General features: G+C 63.3%; 17 protein-coding genes. 13 read left to right on the plus strand and 4 right to left on the minus strand.

What is annotated here, in order from left to right; all coding sequences use genetic code 11:
* The first annotated feature begins 4 nt into the window (after positions 1-4).
* Both ABD088_RS11570 and secA read left to right on the plus strand, forming a co-directional pair.
* A complete protein-coding gene (locus tag ABD088_RS11570) occupies positions 5-1,228 on the plus strand; it encodes a winged helix-turn-helix domain-containing protein (RefSeq protein WP_343902085.1) in 1,224 nt (407 codons plus the stop codon).
* Between the two features lie 72 nt (positions 1,229-1,300).
* Complete coding sequence (gene secA, locus ABD088_RS11575; protein WP_343902086.1) at positions 1,301-4,030, plus strand: preprotein translocase subunit SecA; 2,730 nt, start codon at positions 1,301-1,303, stop codon at positions 4,028-4,030.
* On the opposite strand, the gene ABD088_RS11580 is transcribed toward secA, so the two are convergent.
* Both ABD088_RS11580 and ABD088_RS11585 read right to left on the minus strand, forming a co-directional pair.
* Positions 4,027-4,599 carry an Rv3235 family protein gene (locus ABD088_RS11580; protein WP_343902087.1) on the minus strand — a complete coding sequence of 191 codons (573 nt, stop codon included), beginning with the start codon at positions 4,597-4,599 and terminating at the stop codon, positions 4,027-4,029. The two genes, secA and ABD088_RS11580, sit on opposite strands and share 4 nt — an antisense overlap.
* A gap of 5 nt (positions 4,600-4,604) precedes the next feature.
* Positions 4,605-5,387 carry a LysM peptidoglycan-binding domain-containing protein gene (locus ABD088_RS11585; protein WP_343902088.1) on the minus strand — a complete coding sequence of 261 codons (783 nt, stop codon included), beginning with the start codon at positions 5,385-5,387 and terminating at the stop codon, positions 4,605-4,607.
* A gap of 133 nt (positions 5,388-5,520) precedes the next feature.
* Between ABD088_RS11585 and ABD088_RS11590 the strand changes: the two genes are divergently transcribed.
* The 5 genes from ABD088_RS11590 to ABD088_RS11610 all read left to right on the plus strand — a co-directional run bounded on the left by ABD088_RS11590 (position 5,521) and on the right by ABD088_RS11610 (position 14,513).
* Positions 5,521-6,075, plus strand: coding sequence for a hypothetical protein (locus ABD088_RS11590; protein ID WP_343902089.1), 555 nt, complete (start codon positions 5,521-5,523; stop codon positions 6,073-6,075).
* A gap of 153 nt (positions 6,076-6,228) precedes the next feature.
* Entirely contained in the window at positions 6,229-6,876 is a 648-nt protein-coding gene (locus tag ABD088_RS11595) for a CpaB family protein (protein WP_343902090.1), read from the plus strand.
* Positions 6,873-8,150, plus strand: a complete 1,278-nt coding sequence (locus ABD088_RS11600; RefSeq protein WP_343902091.1) for a CpaE/TadZ family protein — start codon at positions 6,873-6,875, stop codon at positions 8,148-8,150. Before ABD088_RS11595 ends, ABD088_RS11600 begins: the two co-directional genes overlap by 4 nt.
* A 60-nt stretch (positions 8,151-8,210) precedes the next feature.
* Complete coding sequence (locus tag ABD088_RS11605) at positions 8,211-13,043, plus strand: NAD-glutamate dehydrogenase (RefSeq protein WP_372710528.1); 4,833 nt, start codon at positions 8,211-8,213, stop codon at positions 13,041-13,043.
* A 3-nt stretch (positions 13,044-13,046) separates the two neighbouring features.
* Positions 13,047-14,513, plus strand: coding sequence for a sensor histidine kinase (locus ABD088_RS11610; protein ID WP_343902093.1), 1,467 nt, complete (start codon positions 13,047-13,049; stop codon positions 14,511-14,513).
* Between the two features lie 84 nt (positions 14,514-14,597).
* Here the strand turns inward: ABD088_RS11610 and ABD088_RS11615 are convergent, their stop codons facing one another.
* Positions 14,598-16,151, minus strand: coding sequence for a LysM peptidoglycan-binding domain-containing protein (locus ABD088_RS11615; RefSeq protein WP_343902094.1), 1,554 nt, complete (start codon positions 16,149-16,151; stop codon positions 14,598-14,600).
* A gap of 222 nt (positions 16,152-16,373) precedes the next feature.
* Between ABD088_RS11615 and ABD088_RS11620 the strand changes: the two genes are divergently transcribed.
* Positions 16,374-16,706, plus strand: coding sequence for an Rv2175c family DNA-binding protein (locus tag ABD088_RS11620; protein ID WP_372710584.1), 333 nt, complete (start codon positions 16,374-16,376; stop codon positions 16,704-16,706).
* Positions 16,707-16,752: 46 nt separating this feature from the next.
* Here ABD088_RS11620 and ABD088_RS11625 read toward each other — a convergent pair whose 3' ends face one another.
* Positions 16,753-17,868: a polyprenyl synthetase family protein gene (locus tag ABD088_RS11625; protein ID WP_343902095.1), complete on the minus strand. Its 1,116-nt coding sequence runs from the start codon at positions 17,866-17,868 to the stop codon at positions 16,753-16,755.
* A gap of 61 nt (positions 17,869-17,929) precedes the next feature.
* On the opposite strand from ABD088_RS11625, the gene dinB reads away from it, so the two are divergent.
* From dinB to ftsL, 5 genes are all read left to right on the plus strand, one after another.
* Positions 17,930-19,129 carry a DNA polymerase IV gene (gene dinB / locus ABD088_RS11630; protein WP_343902096.1) on the plus strand — a complete coding sequence of 400 codons (1,200 nt, stop codon included), beginning with the start codon at positions 17,930-17,932 and terminating at the stop codon, positions 19,127-19,129.
* A gap of 171 nt (positions 19,130-19,300) precedes the next feature.
* On the plus strand, positions 19,301-19,666 hold the full coding sequence (locus tag ABD088_RS11635; protein ID WP_343902097.1) for a DUF3040 domain-containing protein: 366 nt from the start codon (positions 19,301-19,303) through the stop codon (positions 19,664-19,666).
* 500 nt (positions 19,667-20,166) lie between these two features.
* Positions 20,167-20,598: a division/cell wall cluster transcriptional repressor MraZ gene (gene mraZ / locus ABD088_RS11640; RefSeq protein ID WP_343902098.1), complete on the plus strand. Its 432-nt coding sequence runs from the start codon at positions 20,167-20,169 to the stop codon at positions 20,596-20,598.
* 169 nt (positions 20,599-20,767) lie between these two features.
* On the plus strand, positions 20,768-21,760 hold the full coding sequence (gene rsmH, locus ABD088_RS11645; protein ID WP_343902099.1) for a 16S rRNA (cytosine(1402)-N(4))-methyltransferase RsmH: 993 nt from the start codon (positions 20,768-20,770) through the stop codon (positions 21,758-21,760).
* Positions 21,761-21,762: 2 nt separating this feature from the next.
* The gene (ftsL, locus tag ABD088_RS11650) at positions 21,763-22,443 is read left to right on the plus strand and encodes a cell division protein FtsL (protein WP_343902100.1); all 681 of its coding nucleotides are present in this window, start codon (positions 21,763-21,765) and stop codon (positions 22,441-22,443) included.
* Positions 22,444-22,571: the final 128 nt, after the last annotated feature.

Genomic DNA, 22,571 nt, shown 5'->3' on the forward strand with positions numbered 1-22,571 from the left:
CCGCATGACCCAACGGATGACCCTGGCGCAGGCGCGACGCGTGGCGTTGGCAGCCCAGGGACTCCATCACGCAAGGCCCACCGGCCCGGCGACAGCCCGGCAGGTGGGCCTTGCCTTTGACCGGCTGCAGCTGCTCCAGATCGATTCGGTCAACGTGCTCAGCCGGTCCCATTACCTGCCGATCTTTGCCCGGGTCGGTCCCTACGACCGGACGGTGCTCGACGCGATGGGCTCGCGGTCGCCGCGTCGGATGGTCGAATACTGGGCCCACGAAGCCAGCTTCATTCGGCCCGGCCACTTCGCTGACCTGGTGCCGTGGCAACGTCGTACCTGGATGGGCGTTTTCACCGCCGAACGTCCGGAACTGCGTGACCTGGCCGATCGGATTCTCCTGCTCCTGGAAACCTCGCGCCCTCTCACGGCCCGGCAGGTCGCCTCCCGCTTGGGACATCGTGAACAGGTGGACCGATCGAACTGGGGCTGGAACTGGTCCACGGTCAAGGAGGCCCTCGAGGCGCTGTTTGCCCGGGGAGAAGTCGGTTCAGCCGGACGAACCGCCCAATTCGAACGTCGCTACGCCCCCATCGCGAAGGTCCTGCCGGTCCCCGCTGACACGTCAGCGAACGACGATGCAGCCGCCTCTGCCGAGCGGCTCGTCGAAGCCTCGGCGCGGGCCCACGGCATCGGAACCGTACGCTGTTTCGCCGACTACTTCCGTCTGCCGGTCCGTGATGCCGGGGCCGCAGTGGAACGGCTGGTTACCCGCGGCGTGCTGGAGCCGGTGGACGTCGCGGGGTGGCGGGGACTGCAATACCTCCACGTCAACGCCGCCAAGCCCCGCTTTGCCCGCGGGCGGGCACTGCTGAGTCCCTTTGATTCGCTGGTCTTCGAACGCCGACGTGTGGAGCAGCTCTTCGGATTCCACTACCGTCTCGAGATCTATACACCGGCAGCCCAACGGCGGTACGGCTACTACGTGCTGCCGTTCCTGCTGGGAGACCAATTGGTGGCCCGTGTCGACTTGAAAGCGGATCGGGCCAACGGCCGGCTCGTGGTCCGGTCCAGCCACGCAGAGGTCGACGCGCCCGGCGAAACGGCCGTCGAACTGGCCGCCGAGCTGTGGCTGATGGCCCGGTGGCTCGGGCTCGAATCGGTACAGGTCGATCCGGAGGGTAACCTGTCCCTTGAACTGGCCCGCACGGTGCGGACACGGTGCGGGGGAACCTAAACCGGGTCCCGAACGTGTCTCCCGTAGACTGGCCAAGCCAGAATTCCTGTGCCTGAGATTTGGAGCTACCACGTGGCATCACTGCTAGAACGCGTCCTGCGAACCGGCGATAAGAAGATCCTGAAGCGATTGCGCGGCTACGCCGACGCTATCAACGTGCTTGAGGATGAATTCCGAGCCATGTCGGATGCGGAACTGCGGGCCGAGACGGAGGCGTTCAAGAAGCGCCACCAGGACGGCGAGCCCCTGGACTCCCTGTTGCCTGAAGCCTTTGCCGCCGTCCGCGAGGCCGCCGACCGCACCCTGGGCATGCGTCACTTCGACGTGCAGCTCATGGGCGGCGCCGCCCTGCACTTGGGGAACATCGCCGAGATGAAGACCGGTGAAGGCAAGACCCTGGTCGCTACCGGGCCCGCCTATCTGAACGCCATCTCCGGCAAGGGCGTCCACGTGGTCACGACCAACGACTACCTCGCCGAGTACCAGTCCGACCTCATGGGACGCGTGTTCCGTTTCCTGGGCCTGACGACCGGCTGCATCCTCTCGAACCAGGATCCCGCGATCCGCCGTAAGCAGTACGAAGCCGACATCACCTACGGGACGAACAACGAGTTCGGCTTCGACTACCTGCGCGACAACATGGCGTGGAGCAAGGACGAACTCGTCCAACGCGGCCACAACTTCGCGATTGTCGATGAGGTCGACTCCATCCTGATCGATGAGGCGCGGACCCCGCTGATCATCTCCGGCCAGGCCCAGGGAGGCGTGAACCGCTGGTTCGGCGAATTCGCCCGCCTGGTGACCAAGCTGGATCGGGACGAGGATTACGAAGTCGACGAGAAGAAGCGCACCGTCGGTGTCCTGGAGACCGGGATCGAGAAGGTCGAGGACCACCTCGGTATCCACAATCTGTACGAGGCGGCAAATACGCCCCTCATCGGCTTCCTGAACAACGCCATCAAGGCCAAGGAACTGTTCAAGAAGGACAAGGACTATGTCGTGATCAACGGCGAGGTCATGATCGTCGATGAGCACACCGGCCGTACGTTGGCCGGGCGACGCTACAACGAAGGCATGCACCAGGCGATCGAGGCGAAGGAAAACGTCGAGATCAAGGCCGAGAACCAGACGATGGCCACCGTGACCCTGCAGAACTACTTTCGCCTGTACGAGACGCTGTCGGGCATGACCGGCACGGCCCAGACCGAGGCCGCCGAATTCATGGGCACCTACAAGCTCGGAGTGGTGGAGATCCCGACCAACAAGCCGATGCAACGCAAGGACCAGTCGGACCTCATCTACAAGAACGAGATCGCCAAGTTCGACGCCGTGGCCCAGGATATCGTCGAGCGCCACGCCGCGGGGCAGCCGGTCCTGGTGGGTACGACTAGTGTCGAGAAGAGCGAATACCTGTCCCGCAAGCTGGCCCAGGAGGGCGTGCGCCACGAGGTCCTGAACGCTAAGCAGCACGCACGGGAGGCCGCTGTGGTGGCCCAGGCCGGCAAGAAGGGCGCCGTCACGGTTGCCACCAACATGGCCGGTCGAGGCACCGACATCATGCTGGGCGGAAACGCCGAGTTCCTTGCAGTGGCCGAGATGGACCGCCGTGGTCTGGACCCCGAGCGCGACTCCGAGGAATACGAACGTGTCTGGGACGACGTCTTCGCCGATGCACAGGCCCAGGTCAAGTCCGAATCCGAAGAAGTTCGTGGTTTGGGTGGGCTCTATGTCCTCGGCACCGAACGACATGAATCCCGTCGCATCGACAACCAGCTGCGCGGCCGCTCCGGACGCCAGGGCGACCCGGGCGAATCGCGTTTCTACCTGTCGATGACCGATGACTTGATGCGCCGCTTCAATGCCAACGCGGCCCAGCGGATTATGAACAACCCCTCGATGCCCGACGACATGGCCTTGGAGTCGAAGATCGTCTCGAAGGCCATCGAGACGGCTCAGGGCCAGGTCGAATCGACCAACGCCGAACAGCGCAAGAACGTGCTGAAGTACGACGACGTGATGAACCGCCAGCGTGAGGCCATCTATACCGACCGCCGGCGGATCCTCGAAGGCGGTGACCTGCAAGGCCAGGTCCAGCACTTCATGGAGGACGTGGTCAAGGCCATGGTGGCCGAGGCGACCAGCGAGGGCCACGGCGATGACTGGGACCTGAAGCAGCTGTGGACGAACCTCGGACAGCTGTACCCGATTGCGTTGACGATTGACGAGGTCCTGGAGGAGGGCGGCGGTCCCGGAAGGATCACCCCGGAGTTCCTGCAGGAAGAGATCCTTTCCGACGCGCGTGTCCAGTACCAGGAACGCGAACAGGCCATCGGCGAGGAGAACCTGCGCGAGCTCGAACGGCGTGTGGTGCTCAGCGTGATTGGCCGTAAGTGGCAGGAACATCTCTACGAGATGGACTACCTCAAGGAGGGCATTGGCCTGCGTGCCATGGCCCAGCGCGATCCGCTGGTCGAGTACCAGCGCGAGGGCTTCGTGATGTTCCAGACGATGATGGAGGCCATCCGCGAGGAAAGCGTCGGGTTCTTGTTCAACCTCGAGGTCGAGGTGGCCCAGCCGGCTCCTGTATCGCTGCCTGGCGTCACCGATGCCCGGTCCGCCACGACGACTCCGGTCTTGAACACCCCGGGCTTGGAGGCTCCGGCGCGGCCGGCGTCCTTGCAGTACACCGCCCCCAGCGAGGACGGCGAGGCCGAATCCCGGGTTGAACGAGCAGCCGCGGATGATTCGAAGGCTTCGGGCAACCGGGCGGATCGCCGCTCGAAGAAGTCAAAGCGCCGCTAGCCGATCTCCAGCTCCACGACGCTCCAGTGTCCGTGCCGCCGCTCCACCCGGAGCGCAGCGGCACGGACACGGTCGTTTTCGGCCACCACCAGACTGGCTTCGTAGACGCCGGCTGAGACCGGACATAGCCGGGTTCGGCGGATTGTCGTGTTTCGGTGCCGGCGTTGGTCCCCATCGGGCTGCGTGGCTGCCACCAGGGCCACCCTGCAACGCAGTTTCTCGTATTGTCCTGCCTCGAGCCACCGGGCCAACTGGTGGACCGGCCGCACACCCGACATGGATTCGAAGGCCGCCAGGCCCACCATGCGCACGATGGTGTGGACATGGGCCTGTTCCTCGCGCCGCTCGGATTCAGCGACCTGGTGGGCGGGTGATTGGAGGTCTGGGGGCCCCGGAGCGTTGACGGTGGATCCACCGGCCCGCGGACGCGCATGGGCAGGCAGCAGGTCGGCGAATTTGCGCACGGGCAGCGGACGGATCGTGGGGATGATGGCTCGGGCGCCCGCTAGGAGCCCAAGTCCGGGCACGATTTGGGGGAGTTGTTCCTCGGGGATGGCTGGCTCAGTCATGATTCCTACCTTCTGTTCTCGTCCTGCTGGGCCCGCGGTGGGGCCAGAACTGTTCCGATCTGCAACACATCGGGGTCCGGTCCGATTGCTGCCCGGTTGGTGCGATACCACCGGGGCCAGTTCCTGGCGATTTCGGCATCCGTAGCCCCGGCCCCGGCCTCACGGGCGGCGATCGACCAGAGCGAGTCTCCTTCCTGGACGACAATCGAGTCCGCTGCCGATGCGGCACGCTGGTGCTGTCCCATCAGCCGGTTCATGGGGGCGGCCGGACGTTTGGGGCTCCACGCCGGGGACGGCAGGTCGCTGCTGTTCCAGGAAGCCCCGGGAAGTTCGGCCCCGACGGCCGGCAACGACCAGGAAGCCGGTGCTGTGGGGGAGGCACCCGGAGCGGAAAATTCGGTGATGCCGAACTGCGAGGCCTGTGCCGCGGGAACCACCAGCAGGTGTGCGCCCAGCAGTACCGCGGCCAGACGCCGCATGAACGCCGGAGTGCACCGCGCGGTGCTGGCGGCCGCATGGTGGAGGCCGTGCCGCCGCAGCACCTCGGAGGCCACCCCGGCAAGCAGGCAGAACAGCCACCAGGCGAGCACGGCGAGACCGAGGGCGGCGAAGACCAGGGCCGTCCCACGGTCCAGGCCGGCGGGGGACAGCTCGGTGCCGGAGGCGTCCAGCGGATGCCCGGCCGACAGGATGAATCCGCAGGCCGTCAGCAAGGAACCGCAGGCCGCCACCAGTACCCCGGGAAGTGCAGCAGCTACTGCTGAGCCGCGTGCCGTCGTCGTACTCATTTGCCGTATCCGCATCTACTTGATGTCATTTGATAGCATTTGGTGTTCTTTGAAAGTGAGCATGGCACCTGAAGTCGTCTGTGTCTAGTAGTTGTCCGCATTTCGTCGAACGGGAGGGCATAAGGTGGGGTCCATGCGCTGGGAATCGTTGTTTGCCGATCTGGAGTCCCAGCTGAACGCCGCCAAGGCCCGCGAGCGGACGGCGGAGATCCAGGAAATGGTCCGCATCGAACGGTCCCAACTCCGCTTGTGGGACCACGTGGCCGGACAGCTCGGCGCCGACATCACCGTCGACTTGCTGGGTGGGCTTCGGTTCCGCGGAACGCTTCAGCACGTCGGAGTGAACTGGCTATCGCTGCGGGAGGGGCCGGCCGAATACCTGGTGGTCGATGCGGGCATCAGATCACTCGACATCGCGGGGGAGCGTGCAGCCATCGCCGAGGAGCGTGCGGTGCGACGCAGGGTCAGCCTGGGTGCCGCCCTGAGGTCGCTCGTCCGCGACCGTGCACGGGTGAGCGTTTGGGCCGTTGACGGGGCGCCGCTGGGCACCGGGACCCTGGACCATGCGGCGGCCGATCACCTGCGACTGGCCCAGCACCCCGTCGATGGCTACCGCCGGGAGGTCGACGTCCGATCCGTGGCCCTGCTGCCCCTGGGATCCGTGGCGGCACTTCGACATGAGCTGTAGGCGGGCATTCTTTCTCCACAGATGGCGCGTGGGGTCTTCTGCACGAACCGTTTCATCATTAAGGTGGACGAACGGGGGGAATCTGCATTCGCCGCTTTCCCTGCAGCGTGAACTGTATACCGGGGTTCCCGGGGAAGCGGAGGCAAAGTGGCGATGGAGTCGGAACCCGGTGGCCCGGTGAGACGGCTGCGCAAACCGGGGTGGAAGGATCCTCGGCTGCTGGTGGGCCTCCTGTTGGTGGCCGCCTCCGTGGCAGGTGTGCTCACGCTGGTCTCGACCCAGAACCAGACGGTGCCGATGTACGTGGCGCGGCAGGACATAGCACTCGGGCAGAAGATCGATCCCGCGAAGCTGCGCGTCGTCGACGTGCGCCTGGATGCTGTGCGCGACAGCTACCTCTCTGCCGAACAGCCTCCGGCCGACGACTTGCAGGCCAATGCCCTGATCCGCAGTGGTGAGTTGCTTCCGGTGGCCTCGATCGGCGGTCGCGACCCGCAGGGGCGCAAGCCGCTGTCCGTGGAGCTGCCCCAGGAATTGCCGATCGCCGTGGGCGTCGGCACGCGAGTGGACGTGTGGGCCGCCGAGCGCGGCTCCACCTCGACGACGTATGGGGAGCCCAAACGCCTGCTCCAGGCCGTCGAGGTCAGTGCGATCCGTGAACGTGATGCGGGGTTCGGCGTGGCATCGGGACAGTTGGTCGAATTGCTCGTCACCGACGAGGATCTGCCCGGGATGCTTTCGGCGATCGCCAACGACGCGCGACTGACAGTGGTCAACAACCCGGGTGAGGCCGGTAAATGAGTATTTCGGTAGTGGTCTGCGGACGGGTCGGCGACCTGGCAGACCGGCTGGAGCGCCTGCGTGGACCGGTGACGATCGTGCGCAATTGCGACGAGCTCACCGAGGTCGTGGCCCTGGCCGAATCGGGTCTTGCCGATGCGGCCCTGCTCCTGGGACCGACGGTGGATATCGACGCTGCCTTCGCGGATGAGCTCGCCTACCACGGGGTCCCGGCGGTGGCCATCACCGACGAACCAGCGGATGCCGAGCGTCTCACGGGCCTCGGCCTGGGGGTCGAGCCGACGAATACCGGGGAGCAGTCGGTATCGGACTTGCTCGAGTTGCTTGTCTCAGGGGCGCATCGGCCATCCCGTGGTGCAGCCCGCCACGCCTCGCTTGCCCCGGAAACCGCCTCCGAGCCGGCCCGTGACCCCGGGCGTATCCTCGCGGTGTGGGGCCCCACCGGTTCCACCGGTAAGACGCTCGTCGCCGTCAACCTGGCCGCCGAGGCGGCCATGGACGGGCAGCGTGTGCTGTTGCTCGACGCCGATACCTACGGTTCCAGCGTTGCCGTCCATCTCGGGCTGCTCGATGAATCCGCGGGGCTGGCCCAACTGTGCCGTCTCTCCGACCAGGGCATGCTCGATGAATCCGGATATGAACGTTCCTGTGCCGTTGTCGCCGTTGGGGGAACCACCCTGCGCGTCGCCACCGGACTACCCCGCCCGCAACGGTGGCCCGAACTGCGTGCAGGAGCCCTGACACGCGTGTTGGAATTTGTCCGGCGCCGAGCCGACCTCGTGGTGGTCGATGTCGCCTCCCTGCTGGAGCGCGATGAGGACCTGACCTACGACACCTCCGCACCCCAGCGCAATGGTGCAACGCTCGCAGTCCTAGAAGCCGCGGCAGAGATCATCGCGGTGGGGTCCGCTGACAGTGTGGGTGTGCCCCGGATGGTGAAGGCGTTGGAGGATCTTCTGGAGATCTTCCCCGAGGCCGAGCCCCGCGTCGTCTTCAACCGCGTCCGCCGCGCCGCGGTGGGGCCGTCCCCGGAACGCGCCCTGCGTGAGACCTGGGAACGCTTCGGCCCGGGGCCCGGCATGGCCGCGCTGTTGCCGTCGGATCTGGACGCCGCCGATCGTGCCTTGTTGCAGGGGAGCGTGCTGGCGGAGGTCGCTCCGGACAGCGACTTGCGCGCCCGGATCGCCGGGCTGGTTTCGGTGACCGTTCGGCGTAGAACAGGCCTGTTCGGAGGGGGATTCGGCGCATTGGGAGCTAGTCGTTCCGCAGGATAGTCTTGAGGAGTTCGAGACCGCAATGGAGCGGTCCACACCGCTACACGGAGGCGTTCATTGATGTCGTCGGGGTCGGGCATGCCTACAGGGTTCATTGCCGAGACAAACACTCCCAAGTTCGCACAGGCCTACTATGGCCACCTATCGCCAGAGGATGCGCAAGAGTACCCTCCGGAGACACTTGCCGAGAGGGTATCGGTCCACCTCGGAGTCGGCTATGAGCGGCAGGCGGGCCGCGCCAAGGTAGCGGTCGACACCACCGGGGGCGTCGCCGTCGTCTATGTGGTCACCGACGACATGCCATTCCTCGTTGACTCGGTCACCGCCGAGATCGTCCGGCAGGAACACGCCATCAACTTGGTGGTGCACCCGACTCTCCTGGTTCGCCGGGAGGATTCAGGGGCGGCCATCGCCATCGAACCGGTGTCGACGCGTGCCGCCACCGCTTCCGGGGATACCGCAGCGCTACCCAACTTGGCCAGTTTCATGGCCCGCGAGGGCGGAAATTCCACGGTTGAATCGTGGATCGCCATTGAAATCGGCGGAACGCCGGATGAAGAGCGTATTGCCTCCCTGGTGGGAGGTCTTGAAAGCGTGCTCGCCGACGTGCGCGATGCCGTTGAGGACTGGCAGGCCATGCGCACCAAGGCCACGGAAATCGCCAACTCGCTCTCCGACGTGGCCGGTGGCGCAGAGATCCCGGACCTGGAAAGCGCCACGGAACTGCTGCGTTGGCTCGACGAGGGCAACTTCACCTTCCTCGGCTACCGGGAGTACGATCTGGCCACCGAGGGCGGGAAGGATGTCCTCCACGTGCGCCCGGACAGCGGCCTGGGCCTCATGCGCAGATCCGGTACGACCATGCTCCGCCAGGAGCTGACCGAGTCGGGTCGTGAAAAGGCACGCGAAAAGCGTGCGCTGGTCATTACCAAGGCGAACTCGCGTTCCACCGTCCACCGGGCGGTCTACCTCGACTACATCGGCGTGAAGAGTTTCGACGCGCAGGGAAACGTCAATGGTGAGCGCCGCTTCATCGGCCTCTTCGCTTCCAGCGCCTACACCCGCCCGGTGCGCAGCGTCCCGGTGGCCCGGGAAAACGTCGAACGGGTACTGAAGGCCTCGGGATTCGCACCCGATTCGCACTCCGGCAAGGACCTGCTGACGATTCTCGAGTCCTACCCTCGCGACGAGCTGTTCCAGATCGACACCGAAGACCTGCTGCGCATCGTGACGGGCATCCTGGGCCTGCAGGAACGCCGCCGCACCAGCCTGTTCCTGCGACCTGACATTTACGGCCGCTTCATGTCCGCGCTGGTTTTCCTTCCCCGTGACCGCTACACCACCGCGGTCAGGCTCCGGATCGAGGCGGAGCTGAAGGAGGCCTACGGAGCCGAATCCACCGAGTATGAAGTCCGCATGAGCGACTCGGCACTCGTGCGCTTGTTCTATCGCATCCGTCTGCCTCGCGGGGGAGACGCGCCGGAGATCAGCCGCGCCGACCTCGAACAGCGATTGGTCCGTGCGGTCCGCTCCTGGTCCGAAGGCGTGGATGAGGCCGTGCGTAGCCGGTTCTCCGGCGATGAGGCCACCGGGCTGTCACGTCAATGGGCGGAGGCCTTCCCCCAGGCCTACCGCGTCGACTTCGAGGTCGAGGACGCGCTCGAGGACATCGAACGCTTCTCGACCTACGACGATCCGGATCACGAGGGGCCCGTCGTCAACGTCTACGTGCCCTCCGACATGACCCGCCAGCACGGCATCGATGCGCGGTTGAACCTCTACCTCACCAAGCCGCTGTCGCTGAGCCATATCCTTCCGGTGCTGTCGAACCAAGGGCTCGAAGTCGTCGACGAGAAGCCGTTTGCCATCCAACGCGGAGACGGCAAGGAATTCTTCCTCTACGATCTCGGCCTGAAGTACCCCGCGGGGATTGATCCGTTGGAGACCCGCGACCTGCTGACCGAGGCGTATTCCGCGGTTTTCACCGGTCATGCCGAGTCGGACGCCTTTGATCGGCTGATCCTCGCCCAGGGGCTCACCTGGCGTGAGACGGCTATCCTGCGGGCCTACGCCAAATATCTGCGTCAGCTCGGGGCCGCGAACTCGTACGGGTTCATCGCCGACACGATGCTGGCCAACCCGAACGTGACGCGTTCGCTCATCGAGCTCTTCAATGCGACGTTCGACCCTGACATCGACGACGTGTCTCGATCCACGCGCATCGATGAGGCACGGACTTCTTTGGACACCGGTTTGGAAAGTGTCGCGACCCTGGACGCCGACCGGCTCCTGCGCCGCTTCATCAACGTCATCGACGCCACCACGAGGACGAACTACTTCCAGGACACGATCCATTTGTCCTTCAAGCTCGAGCCGGGACGGATCGACGGTGCACCCTTCCCCCGGCCACGCTACGAGATCTGGGTCTACTCGCCTCGGGTCGAAGGCGTGCACCTTCGCTTCGGCAAGGTAGCCCGGGGCGGTCTGCGGTGGTCCGACCGCCGCGAGGATTTCCGTACCGAGATCCTCGGGCTCGTCAAGGCACAGATGGTCAAGAATGCGGTCATCGTTCCCACAGGTGCCAAGGGTGGGTTCTTCGCCAAGAACCTTCCGGATCCTTCGGTGGACCGGAACGCATGGATGGAAGAGGGCAAGGCGGCATACCGCATCTTCATCACTGCTCTGCTGGACATCACCGACAACCTGATCCAGACCGAGGACGGGGAACAGGTCGCCGTGCCGGACCGCGTGGTTCGACTGGACGACGACGACAGCTATCTGGTCGTGGCAGCGGACAAGGGCACCGCAAGCTTCTCCGATATCGCCAATGAGATATCCCTCGCCAAGGGCCACTGGCTCGGCGATGCGTTCGCTTCCGGAGGTTCCGTCGGCTACGACCACAAGGCCATGGGAATCACTGCCCGGGGCGCGTGGGAATCGGTGAAACGCCACTTCGCCGAGCTGGGTGTCGACACCCAGACACAGGAGTTCACGGTCGCCGGCATCGGCGACATGAGCGGCGACGTGTTCGGCAACGGCCTGCTGCGCTCGCGTCACGCACGGCTGGTTGCCGCGTTTGACCACCGCCACATCTTCCTGGATCCGAATCCCGACGCGGAGTCGTCGTTCGTGGAACGGCAACGACTCTTCGATCTTCCCCGCTCCAGCTGGGGGGACTACGACACGTCATTGATCAGTGAGGGAGGAGGGGTCTACCCGCGCCAGTCCAAGACCATCCCGATTTCGGCCCAAGTCCGAGAGGCCCTGGGTCTCCCCGACGGAACGACGTCGATGTCGCCCCCCGATTTGTTGCGGGCTGTCCTCTCGGCTCCGGTTGATCTCCTCTATAACGGTGGCATCGGCACCTACGTCAAGTCTTCCGACGAGACGCATGCCGACGTCGGCGACCGTGCCAACGACTCCATCAGGGTCGACGGCAAGGACTTGCGGGCCCGAGTGGTCGGCGAGGGCGGCAACCTGGGCATGACCCAGCGGGGTCGAATTGAGGCGGCTCTCAATGGTGTCATCCTCAACACGGACGCCATCGACAACTCAGCGGGAGTGGACTGCTCGGACCACGAGGTCAACATCAAGATCCTGGTGGACCGCATGGTGCGCGCAGGAAAGCTCGATGCCGATGACCGCGCCGATTTCCTCCACTCCATGACCGACGAGGTATCGCGGCTGGTCCTGCGCACCAACGTTGACCAGAACATCCTGTTGGTCAACGACAAGCAGCATCTCTCGGAGTGGAGCCCGAGTTTCGAGCGGCTCATGGATTGGCTTGAGGAACATGCGGATCTGCATCGTGATATCGAGTTCCTGCCCAGCACCGAGGAACTGGAAGAACGGATGGCGGCGGGACAGTCCCTGACAGCTCCGGAACTTTCCGTGCTCGTCGCCTATGCCAAGATCCAGCTGGCCACAGCTCTGGCCAAAACCGATCTGGCAGACGATCCGTATTTCGACCAGACAGTGCGCGACTACTTCCCGGTGCAGTTGGCAGAGAAGTTCCCCGAGGACATCCTGGCCCATCCGCTGCGCAAGGAAATCGTCAGTACGGTCGTCGCCAACGACATGGTGAACATGGGCGGCATTACGTACGCCTTCCGGGTGATGGAAGAAACCAGCGCCACCGAGGCGTCAGTGGCACGAGCGTTCGTTGCCCTGCGCGAGATCTACGCGTTGGACTCGTACGTGGAGGCGGTGACCGAGTTGCCGGCCAGCGTGCCGACCGACCACTGGTGCCGGATCCAGCTGGACATGCGACGACTCCTGGACCGCGCCACCCGCTGGTTCATCACCCATGTTGGACGGGGGACCAGCATCCAGGAGGACATCGATGCTTTCCTCCCAACCGTCTCCACGCTGAATGCCGAGCTCGGTGACCTCCTGCAGGGGACCGATGCCGAGCGTGTTGCGCAGTGGAAGGCCAACGGAATCGAGTGGGGACTTCCCGAGGAACTTGCTGCCCGTTGGTCGCGTCAGTTCGAGAGTTTCGCCCTGTTGGACATTGCCTTGGCTGCCCGCGATCAGGAGATGTCGGCGCGCAACGTAGCTGCCGTCTACTACCTGGTGTTCGAGCGATTCGGCGTGGACTCCCTACTGGAGCGCATCACCAAGCTACCGCGCGGTGACCGCTGGGAGGCACTGGCTCGTGCTGCACTGCGTGATGACCTGTACTCCACTGCCGTGGACATCACCGAGGCGGCTTTGGCCACGGTTCCTCAGACCAGCGACCCGGTTGAGTGCCTTTCGGCTTGGGAAGAGGACAACGCCAGCAACCTGGATCGGGCCAAGAAGATGTTCGATGAGGTCAACAGCCTGGAACGTGATGACATGGCGTCATTGTCCGTGGCGCTGCGCCTGTTGCGTTCGATCGTCAGGCGGTAGCGAGTGGCGACCTTCACCGATCCCATCCGCGATCTGGCCGATTTCGAGCCTGGCGACGAGGAATGGCTGCACCTCCTAGTGGGGGACTGGCAGATGGTCGCCGATCTGGCTTTCGCGGACCTGGTGCTGTGGCACCCCTCGGCGGGAGGGACGTATACGGCACTGGCCCATGTGCGTCCCTCCACCAGCCACACCGTCTTCCATAGCGACTTTGTCGGCGAGCGGATCCGCCGGGACCTGCGGCCACTCGTTGAAAAAACGTGGTCCTCCGGCCAGATGCAGCGGGCGGCTGAAGACCACTGGACGCAGGAGTCCGCGATGCGTATCGATGCCTACCCCATGGTGCGCAACGGGCGGACCCTCGCAGTGGTCACCAGCCACGAGGATCTCTCGACCTCCCGGATGGCCTCGCGCCTCGAGCAGACGTATAAGCAATGCGCGACGGATTTGTTGCGCATGGGAACGCAGGGGCTGTGGCCGGACTTTGCCACACCGACCGGTTCGCGCCGGGGCGCTCCACGCGTGGGTGATGGATTGATCCGGCTCGACGCCGAGGGCATCGTGCAATATGCGAGCCCCAATGGTGTATCAGCCTACCGGCGGCTCGGCGGGGTCGATTCGCTAGAGGGCCGCTCGTTGGCAGAAGTCACGACAGGACTTCTTCGGGACCGGCGCATGGTGGATGAGTCGCTGGCCCTGGTAGTGACCGGGAAGATGCCGTGGAGGACCGAGGTCGAATCACGTGGCGTGAGCCTGTCACTGCGCGCGATACCCCTCCGTGATGGGAAAAAACGATATGGCGCCCTGGTGCTGTGTCGCGATGTGACCGAGCTACGGCGCCGTGAAATGGAATTGGTTTCCAAGGACGCGACCATTCGAGAGATACATCACCGCGTCAAGAACAACCTTCAGACCGTGGCAGCTTTGTTGAGGATGCAATCGCGTCGCATGGTCAGCGAGGACGGAAAACTCGGTTTGGAACAGGCCATGCGCCGGGTGGCCACCATCGCATTGGTCCACGAAACCTTGTCGCAGGGCCTGAGCCAGAATGTGGATTTCGATGAATTAATCGACCGGCAGTTCAGGTTGGCGGCAGAAGTCGCATCTCCTGGTCAGGTCGTTCACACCGAACGGTCCGGATCGTTTGGTGGACTGCCGAGCGAATTGGCCACGCCGCTCTCCCTGGTCATCAACGAACTCGTTTCAAACGCTGTCGAGCACGGCCTGGGAGAACGCGATGGGACCGTCAGCCTCGACGCCACGCGACGGGCCATCGCCGACGGCACCGAAAGGCTGCGGGTTGTGGTGTCGGACGATGGCCGTGGCCTCGGCTCCGTTCCAGGCAAGGACGGTCTGGGATTGCAGATCGTCAAGACGCTGGTGATGAGTGAACTGGCGGGTTCCATTGAGTGGGAACCGCGGGAACACGGCGGCACCAACGTCATCCTGGACCTTCCGGTCCAGCGCTGACCGGGGACCCTACCGTCAACCATGGGTGAAAAAATCGGCCGGACCCCACGGGGCCCGGCCGATTTTTTCACCAACGAACAGTGGTTAGCTGAACTTCTTCTGGTGCGCTCGAACCGAGTGCACATATGACTTGGTGTCGGAGTACATGCCGTTGCGCTTCACCGACCCCTGCCCCTGATAGTAGGAGGCAATGCCGATTTCCACTGACTTGCTGGTGCGTTGCAAGGAGCGGATGATCGCGATCCCCGCGGTCACATTGTCGCGGGGGTTCAGCAAGTCGAGCTTGCGCCCGACCAGCTGTGAGGCCCATTCGCCGGAGGACGGGATGACTTGCATGGCACCAATCGCATTCGCGGGGGAGACGGCAGCCATGTTGAAACCCGACTCCTGGTAGGCATGCGCCAGTGCCAACGACGGGTCGACGCCCATCTGGCGCGCAGTGCTGGCAATCAGCGACTTCATTTGCTCGCGTGACGGCAGATTCCGTGACAGGAGCTCGTACTTGTTCTCGTTGGCGGACTTGACCGTAGAGCTCGGGTATTTGTAGTGCAGGAATGTGCTCGAGACGAGCTGCTTGCGCGATGAGGTGGTAGTGACCGAAGCGCCACCAGAGATCTTGATCTTCTGGCCGACAAGGATCACTGAGGAATTGCTCAGGTGGTTGGCCTTCAGCAGCTTGGAGAGTCCCATGCCAGCTTCAGCAGCGATGCCCGACAAGGTATCCCCGGCCTTCACTGTGTAGGTGCTCGACTTCGACGCACTTGACGACTTGGCAGCGGAGGGCTTCACCGAAGCAGCTGAACCGCCGCTGAGACGGATCTTTTGACCGGGATGAATCGTGGTGCTGGCCTTGAGTCCGCTGGACTTCAGCAGTCCTGAGAGCGACATGTGGTGCTTGTGCGCGATGCCCGACAAGGTGTCACCGGACTTGATGGTGTAGCTCGATGACTTCGGATTGCTGGCCGACTTCATCCGAGTAGTGCCACTGGCGGCGACCTTGACCGAGGCGCCGGATCCGCCGGAGAGTCGGATCTTTTGACCGGGGTAGATCGTGGTGCTGGCCTTGAGTCCGCTGGACTTCAGCAGTCCTGAGAGCGACATGTGGTGCTTGTGGGCGATGCCCGACAAGGTGTCACCGGACTTGATGGTGTAGCTCGATGACTTCGAGGAGCTGGTGGCCGTGCGCGGGGACGACTTCTTCGACGACGATCCCGAGAGCTTGATCTTTTGGCCGGGGAAGATCATGTCGTTGGCCGAGAGGCTGTTGGCCTTCAGCAAGGTCGAGAGGGACACGTGATGACGATGTGCAATGCCCGACAGGGTATCGCCGGATTTGACGGAAACGGTCTTGGGAGCGGCCGTGGCGACCGTAACGCGGGCTGGTACGTGAGACGCCACGAGATGCGCGGCAATGCGGTGCTGCGCTGACAGGATGTTGGCCGCAGTAGCCGGCTTCGGCAGGAGGAGGGACCTTGACGATGGCGCCTCGACTGCTGAGGCCGGGGCAGCTGCTACTAATCCGGACATGGCAACGGCGGGGATTGCCGCGACGGCGACTGCGCCGTAGATGGAACGATTGCGGGGTCCCTGAACGAAGCCGTTCGAGGAACGCGCACCGCTGGAGCGGAGCTCGGGCATATAGACATCCTCTGGTCGCGACGGCCGTAGCCGAAGAAGTCCTACGAGTGGAGCCAGGCAGGGCTCCGCGGTACTCGTGTGACTTATGTTGCAAGTGTGACTCAAGTGAATTTACACCATTTGCCCCTATCCCAAAAGTCTTAAGGGGCTCGTCACATGGGGATTGCCCGCGAAAGCGGCGCGTTATGGCAGTCTTGTCTTGTGAGTTCTCTTAATAATCTCGTGACCGAATGGTTGTCATTACCTGACCTAGCCGACGTGCTGGGCGTGTCCATTAAAGATGTTCATCGACTACTCGATGAACGTTCACTCGTTGAATACCGCATAGGTGAACGCAAGGTCCGTTCAGTCCCGGCTGGATTCGTGCAGGACGGCCATGTAGTCGACAGCCTTAAGGGCACCATCACGGTGCTGGTGGACTCCGGGTTCTCCAACGAGGAGTTGATTACTTGGCTTTTTACGCCAGATGAATCGCTACCCGGGACGCCTATCGAGGCCCTGCGCGCAGGCCGGAAGACGGAGATCCGCCGCCGGGCGCAGGCCTTGGCCTGGTAGGAAGGGCCACTGCAACTGGGCGCGCGCGGCGGTGCAGATCCCTCCGCTACGCCGCGCGATTGGTGACGGCCTCGCCGAGCTTCTGCAGTTGGGCCCTGACGCCTTCAGTAACCGGAAGCTCCGCCAGTGCGGAGAACCCGCGCTCCGAAAGCTCCGCGATGCTCGATTCCGTGGCTTGGAGGGCACCCGACGATTCAAGGATGTTCGCCATGCGGGATATCTCGTCGGCCGTCAGGTCCCCGGCCCCGAGGCGCTCCTGGATGAAATCCCGGTCGGCGCCGGAGGCTTTCAGTAGGGCGTGGGCGATCATTTCGGTGCGCTTGCCTTCACGGAGGTCGTCTCCTGCAGGCTTTCCCGTCACTGCGGGATCACCAAACACTCCGAGGACGTCGTCCCGGAGTTGGAAGGCTTCCCCAATCGGCAGCGCGAACGCCGAGTAGCCAGCGAGAAGCGCGCTGTCTGCTCCAGCTAGGGCCCCACCCATCAGCAGGGGGTTCTCGGTTGAGTATTTGGCCGACTTGTACCGAAGAATCGTCCTCGCCCGACGAAGGACGTCGGCGTCGGGGGATGTCGGGCCGGCCGACTCCTCGAGAACATCGAGATACTGGCCCGCCATGACCTGGGTGCGCATGCCATCGAAGATCACTCGTGCGGGCGAGCCGGCGGGAGCAGCCGTAGCGAAGAGCTGTTCACTCAGCGAAAGACACAAATCGCCAACGAGTATGGCTGCCGCTTCACCGAATCTCGCCCCATCGCGAGCCCAACCATTGCGTGCATGCGTGTATTCGAAGGATTTGTGGACGCTTGGACGACCGCGGCGCGTCGCAGATCGGTCGATCACGTCGTCGTGGATCAGGGCCGCCGCCTGAAAGAGCTCAAGGGCGGCCGCTGCGCGGACGATGCCATCGTCCTTTTGGTCGCCGCCGGCACCGACGTATCCCCAGTAGGCGAAGCGCGGACGCAGGCGCTTGCCACCTTGGACCAGTGCTTCTATCGAGGACACCAACTCGGTCGCTGACTCCGAGATCTCGGACACGATGCCGGATTGCTCGGCCAGGAAGCCCGCAAGTGTTTCGTCCAGACGCTCCGTGAAGCCGTTATCACTGGACCCTTCGGAGAACGGCAGGGGACCGGCGGCATCGATGTGGTTCATGGCATCCATTGTCTGGGTGGGAGGGGCTGAGTCCACTCTATCTGTCGGCGAACATCTCTAGAATTGGGCCATGACCGTTGTTCAGGAGAACCGTACCGTCCTTCATGTGGACATGGATGCCTTTTACGTTTCTGTCGAGCTGTTGGAACGGCCCGAGCTCGTTGGTCGTCAAGTCATTGTCGGCCACCCGGGGGCCCGTTCCGTGGTGCTCTCCGCCTCCTACGATTGCCGTAGTCTCGGCGTCAGATCCGCCATGCCGATGAGCGCCGCGATACGGCTTGCGCCATTGGCCACCGTCATCGAACCGAGCATGGGTTCCTACCGAGGGTATTCCGAGCGCATCATGGCGGTATTCCACGAAGTCACACCTCTGGTGGAACAGGTCAGCGTCGACGAGGCCTTCCTTGATGTGACCGGCAGCCTCCGTCGGCTGGGCGGACCGTTGGAGATTGGCCGGATGATCCGGCGGCGAATCCGTGAAGAGCTGGGGTTGCCGGCCAGCGTGGGCATCGCGAGGAACAAATATGTAGCCAAGGTTGCTTCAACACGAGCCAAACCGGATGGACTGCTACGGATTGCGCCCGAAGACACGGTGGCCTACCTGCACACGCTTCCGGTTGGTGCCTTGTGGGGCGTAGGTGCCAAGACGGCCGAGGTGTTGGCCCGCGCAGGGATATCGATGGTCAGTGAGCTCGCCCAGACCCCAGTGGCAACGCTCGAACGGCTTTTGGGTGCGCATGGGCTGCAGTTGTATGAGCTCGCATGGGGAAGGGACAGTCGTCCCGTGGAGCCAGTCAGGGAAGAGAAGAGCATCGGCGCCGAGGAGACCTTTGCGTCTGACGTTGAGGACGACGCCACGCTGCGTCGCGAACTGTTGCGGTTGGCTCACCGTGTCGCGCAAAGATTACGTGAGGCGGGCAAGCGAGGCCATTCAATTGCCCTCAAAGTCAGGTACGAGGATTTCACCACCGTCACACGAAGCCGCCGAATGGTCCAACCGACGAATTCGGCACAAACCCTGGTTGGCGCCGCCGAGGGGCTTCTGACGGGACTCGGCAACCGCCCACAGAAGGTTCGCCTGATCGGAATCCGCGTTGAACAGCTTTCGCATGCCGACGGTGGTTTCCAGATGAGCTTTGAACGCAGCGACGGAAACTGGCGCCAGGCAGAGGAAACCATGGACCTCATCCGCCAGCGATTCCCCACCGGATCGCTGCGGCCAGCGACGCTGATGTCGCCTTCGAACGAGGAGAAGGGTACCGAAGGGTAGTTTGGCTTCCAGAGTCTACGGAAGCGGACTATCCTAGATAAACTACGGTATCGAATATCACGTTGGACATACCCGCAAAAACGGGAACAATGGAGTATCAGGAACCGTTGAAAGACATATAGGGGTTTCCTGCCAGGAAACCAACGAACACCAGGGATTGGGGAAGGGATCATGCCACTTTCCGAACACGAGCAGCACTTGCTCGAGCAGCTGGAGAAGCAACTGCACGAGGACCACAAGTTTGCCTCCTCGATGAAATCCAATGCCTCTCCCGGAGGGTTCTCCACGCGCAACATCGCCATCGGGGCGCTTGGCGCGGTGATCGGAATCGTCGTCCTCCTAGCCGGTGTCTCCAACCAATGGATTCCACTGGGAGTCTTGGGGTTCGCGCTGATGTGCGTTGGCGTGTATGTCGCCTTTTCAAAGAATGCCTTTGGCAACGTCGGCAAAGGACGTAGCAAGAGCGGCCCTCAGAAGAGTTCGTTCATGTCGGATCTCGAGTCGAAATGGGAAGCGCGACACCGCGACGAACATTAACTAACCTGAGCGTCTGATCCATCAGGCGTCACCCCGGGTTGCAGCAATCAGCAGGGCGCAGACCTTAAACCAAGGTCGGCGCCCTTTGTGCTGCCCGATTGCCTCACCGTCACCGTAACGAGCCGGTGGCCAACTGGACTGAGTCCCCTCCACTCCGTCGAGGGGGCCGGTGACTCCTGGTGATTCGAGCGGTGCCTCCACGGTCCACCCTGGCCTCCTCCACTTCGCACCACCACACCTCGGAACATCGCCAAATCCACCCCTTCGGGCCCGCAGGGGTAGAGGAACGTGGGCGATTGGCCGATTTCGCTGCGCTTTTCCCTCCACCGTGCACCACCGGCCTGCATCCCTGTAATGGCGGGAAAAATATTCAGAATTTTGGTGGAAAAACCCTGTTTTGTCATTGACAGTGGGGGCAAGTGGAGTAAAGTGGTGGATTGTAGAGGTGAATGGGGATGGCGGGGTGAACGTGACTCCTTGAAAACGGGAAGGCGGTGCGTATGTTCCTCGGGACGTACACGCCGCGCCTGGACGAAAAGGGGCGCATTATCCTTCCTGCCAAATACCGAGACGAACTGGCGAACGGGCTGGTTCTGACCCGGGGGCAGGAACGCTGCATTTACGTCTTCAGTCAGCGGGAGTTCGAGAACGTCCACGAACAAATGCGTCAGGCGCCGTTGGCATCTAGGCAGGCTCGGGATTACATCCGCGTCTTCCTGTCCGGAGCATCAGATGAGATGCCGGACAAGCAGGGCAGGGTCACCATTCCGGGGGCACTGCGCAGTTACGCCGGACTGGACCGTGAGGTCACCGTCATTGGCGCGGGGTCGCGAGCCGAGATCTGGGATACCCAGGCTTGGAATGCGTACCTCGAGGAGCAGGAGAACACGTTCTCCGAGACCGACGAAGAAGTACTACCGGGCATCTTCTAGCAACCGCTGGAAAGCACGGTGGGGTTGGACCAGATCTCCAGCCGTCCGAAAAGCACCATCCTGGCTTCACTTCCCCGGAGCCAGGCGGGAGTAGTTCGGGTCGGAGGGGGATCTGGCCTAATCCCGACACGACGATCGCAAGCTGTGACACGCTGAAAGGGGACAGGGCATGACAGACGACAACACGCCCCGTCTCACCTCCGAGCGGCACATACCAGTGCTGCTCGAACGTTGTGTGGGGTTGTTGGCGCCGTCGATCCAGGCAGGGATCGACCAGCGCGAACGGGCCGTCGTCGTGGACTGCACCCTGGGCATGGGTGGCCACTCCGAGGCGCTGTTGAACCGATTCGACCGATTGCACTTGATCGGCCTGGACCGCGATGAACAGGCATTGGCACTTGCCGGCGAACGACTGGCACCATTCGCGGACCGGACCGATCTGGTACATGCCGTTTACGACGAAATCGATGACGTCGTCGCCGACCTCGGATTCGAAGGTATCGACGGCGTTCTCTTCGACCTGGGCGTTTCGTCGCTCCAGTTGGACGAACGTGAGCGGGGCTTCGCCTACTCCTTCGACGCGCCCCTCGATATGCGGATGGACACCTCGACGGGACCGACAGCTGCTGACGTGGTCAATGACTACGACGAGGCAGATCTGGTCCGAATCATTCGGAGCTGGGGCGAGGAGAAATTTGCAGGACGCATTGCCTCGGCGATTGTTCGTGACCGCGCCAAGCATCGCTTCTCAACCACGGGAGCACTGGTGGAGAGCATCCGCAGCGTCGTTCCGGCAGCGGCGGCACGCACTGGCGGACATCCTGCAAAGCGCACCTTCCAGGCGTTGCGCATCGAAGTGAATGAGGAGCTCGATGTCCTCGACCGCGCCCTCCCTGCCGCCATGGATGTCCTGCACGTAGGTGGACGAGTCGTGGTCATGAGCTACCACTCGCTCGAGGACAAGCTGGCCAAGAAGCACTTCTCCACCGCTTCGAAGTCCTCGGCACCCGTCGGGTTCCCGGTGGAACTAGAGGAACACAAGGCACGTTTCCGGAACCTGACCAAGGGCACGGAAAAGCCGACCGATCTTGAAATTGACGAAAATCCCCGCGCGGCCTCGGCAAAACTGCGAGCCGTTGGGCGAATCATGAAGAGGAGCTGAACATGAGCACCGCAACCCAAACGCGTGCAGTTCACGCCGGCCACCGCACCGCCGACATGACCGATGGCGCAAACGCCCGCGCGTGGGCGCCTTCGCCGCTCCGGCATGCTGGATCAAAACAGCGGACCCCGCTCTCCTTGGTTCCCTCATCGAAACGGAGCCGGCGCGCCGGATTCGCCGCCTTTTGCTTCGCATTGCTTCTCGCGGCTCTGGTTGGGGTACTCGTCATCAACGTCAATGTTGCCAACTCCCAGTACGACATCGTGGGCCTGAACGCGGATGAACAAACACTCAGCCAGCAGAACGAAGCGTTGACACAGGAACTCCAAAATCTCCAGGCTCCCCAGAATGTGGCCGCCAAGGCTGCAGAATTGGGTATGGTCACGCCAGGAACGGTGGCCTCCATCAATCTGGATAGCCAAAAAATCACTGGAGTGTCCACTCCCGCGGAGAAGGGCCAGAAGCCCACCACGCTCGTGGCCACCCCGGAGGTTCCCGGCGACCAGGTCGAGGGCAAGAAATCCGACGCACAGGGAGCGGCGGACGAGGCGTCCAAGGGCAACGCAGTTGCCGGAGGGACGTCAACGGAGCAGAACAAAACCGAAACCCCCAAGGAAGCATCGGCACAGGAACTGAACGGCGGAACCATCCCGGCTCCGGCGCAGCAGAACGCCGGACAGTAGGGCTGCCAGCCTGTTCGGTCCGGAAGCCGGGGGAGAACCGATCAGCAAAGCAAGGAATGAACTATGGCCAGGCCGCCCGCCCGGAACAGCAAAAACAAGACGCCGCGCATGGAGCCGCGCCGGCTGCG

The organism is Arthrobacter rhombi, from assembly GCF_039526245.1.
GTDB classification, from domain to species: Bacteria; Actinomycetota; Actinomycetes; order Actinomycetales; family Micrococcaceae; genus Arthrobacter_H; species Arthrobacter_H rhombi.

Bases quoted from the DNA above. Each gene is read 5' to 3' on its own strand.
- ABD088_RS11570 (WP_343902085.1), top strand. From the start codon at position 5: ATGACCCAACGGATGACCCTGGCGCAGGCGCGACGCGTGGCGTTGGCA.
- ABD088_RS11580 (WP_343902087.1), bottom strand. From the start codon at position 4,599: ATGACTGAGCCAGCCATCCCCGAGGAACAACTCCCCCAAATCGTGCCC.
- ABD088_RS11585 (WP_343902088.1), bottom strand. From the start codon at position 5,387: ATGAGTACGACGACGGCACGCGGCTCAGCAGTAGCTGCTGCACTTCCC.
- ABD088_RS11590 (WP_343902089.1), top strand. From the start codon at position 5,521: ATGCGCTGGGAATCGTTGTTTGCCGATCTGGAGTCCCAGCTGAACGCC.
- ABD088_RS11595 (WP_343902090.1), top strand. From the start codon at position 6,229: ATGGAGTCGGAACCCGGTGGCCCGGTGAGACGGCTGCGCAAACCGGGG.
- ABD088_RS11600 (WP_343902091.1), top strand. From the start codon at position 6,873: ATGAGTATTTCGGTAGTGGTCTGCGGACGGGTCGGCGACCTGGCAGAC.
- ABD088_RS11605 (WP_372710528.1), top strand. From the start codon at position 8,211: ATGTCGTCGGGGTCGGGCATGCCTACAGGGTTCATTGCCGAGACAAAC.
- ABD088_RS11615 (WP_343902094.1), bottom strand. From the start codon at position 16,151: ATGCCCGAGCTCCGCTCCAGCGGTGCGCGTTCCTCGAACGGCTTCGTT.
- ABD088_RS11625 (WP_343902095.1), bottom strand. From the start codon at position 17,868: ATGGATGCCATGAACCACATCGATGCCGCCGGTCCCCTGCCGTTCTCC.
- dinB (WP_343902096.1), top strand. From the start codon at position 17,930: ATGACCGTTGTTCAGGAGAACCGTACCGTCCTTCATGTGGACATGGAT.
- ABD088_RS11635 (WP_343902097.1), top strand. From the start codon at position 19,301: ATGCCACTTTCCGAACACGAGCAGCACTTGCTCGAGCAGCTGGAGAAG.
- mraZ (WP_343902098.1), top strand. From the start codon at position 20,167: ATGTTCCTCGGGACGTACACGCCGCGCCTGGACGAAAAGGGGCGCATT.
- rsmH (WP_343902099.1), top strand. From the start codon at position 20,768: ATGACAGACGACAACACGCCCCGTCTCACCTCCGAGCGGCACATACCA.
- ftsL (WP_343902100.1), top strand. From the start codon at position 21,763: ATGAGCACCGCAACCCAAACGCGTGCAGTTCACGCCGGCCACCGCACC.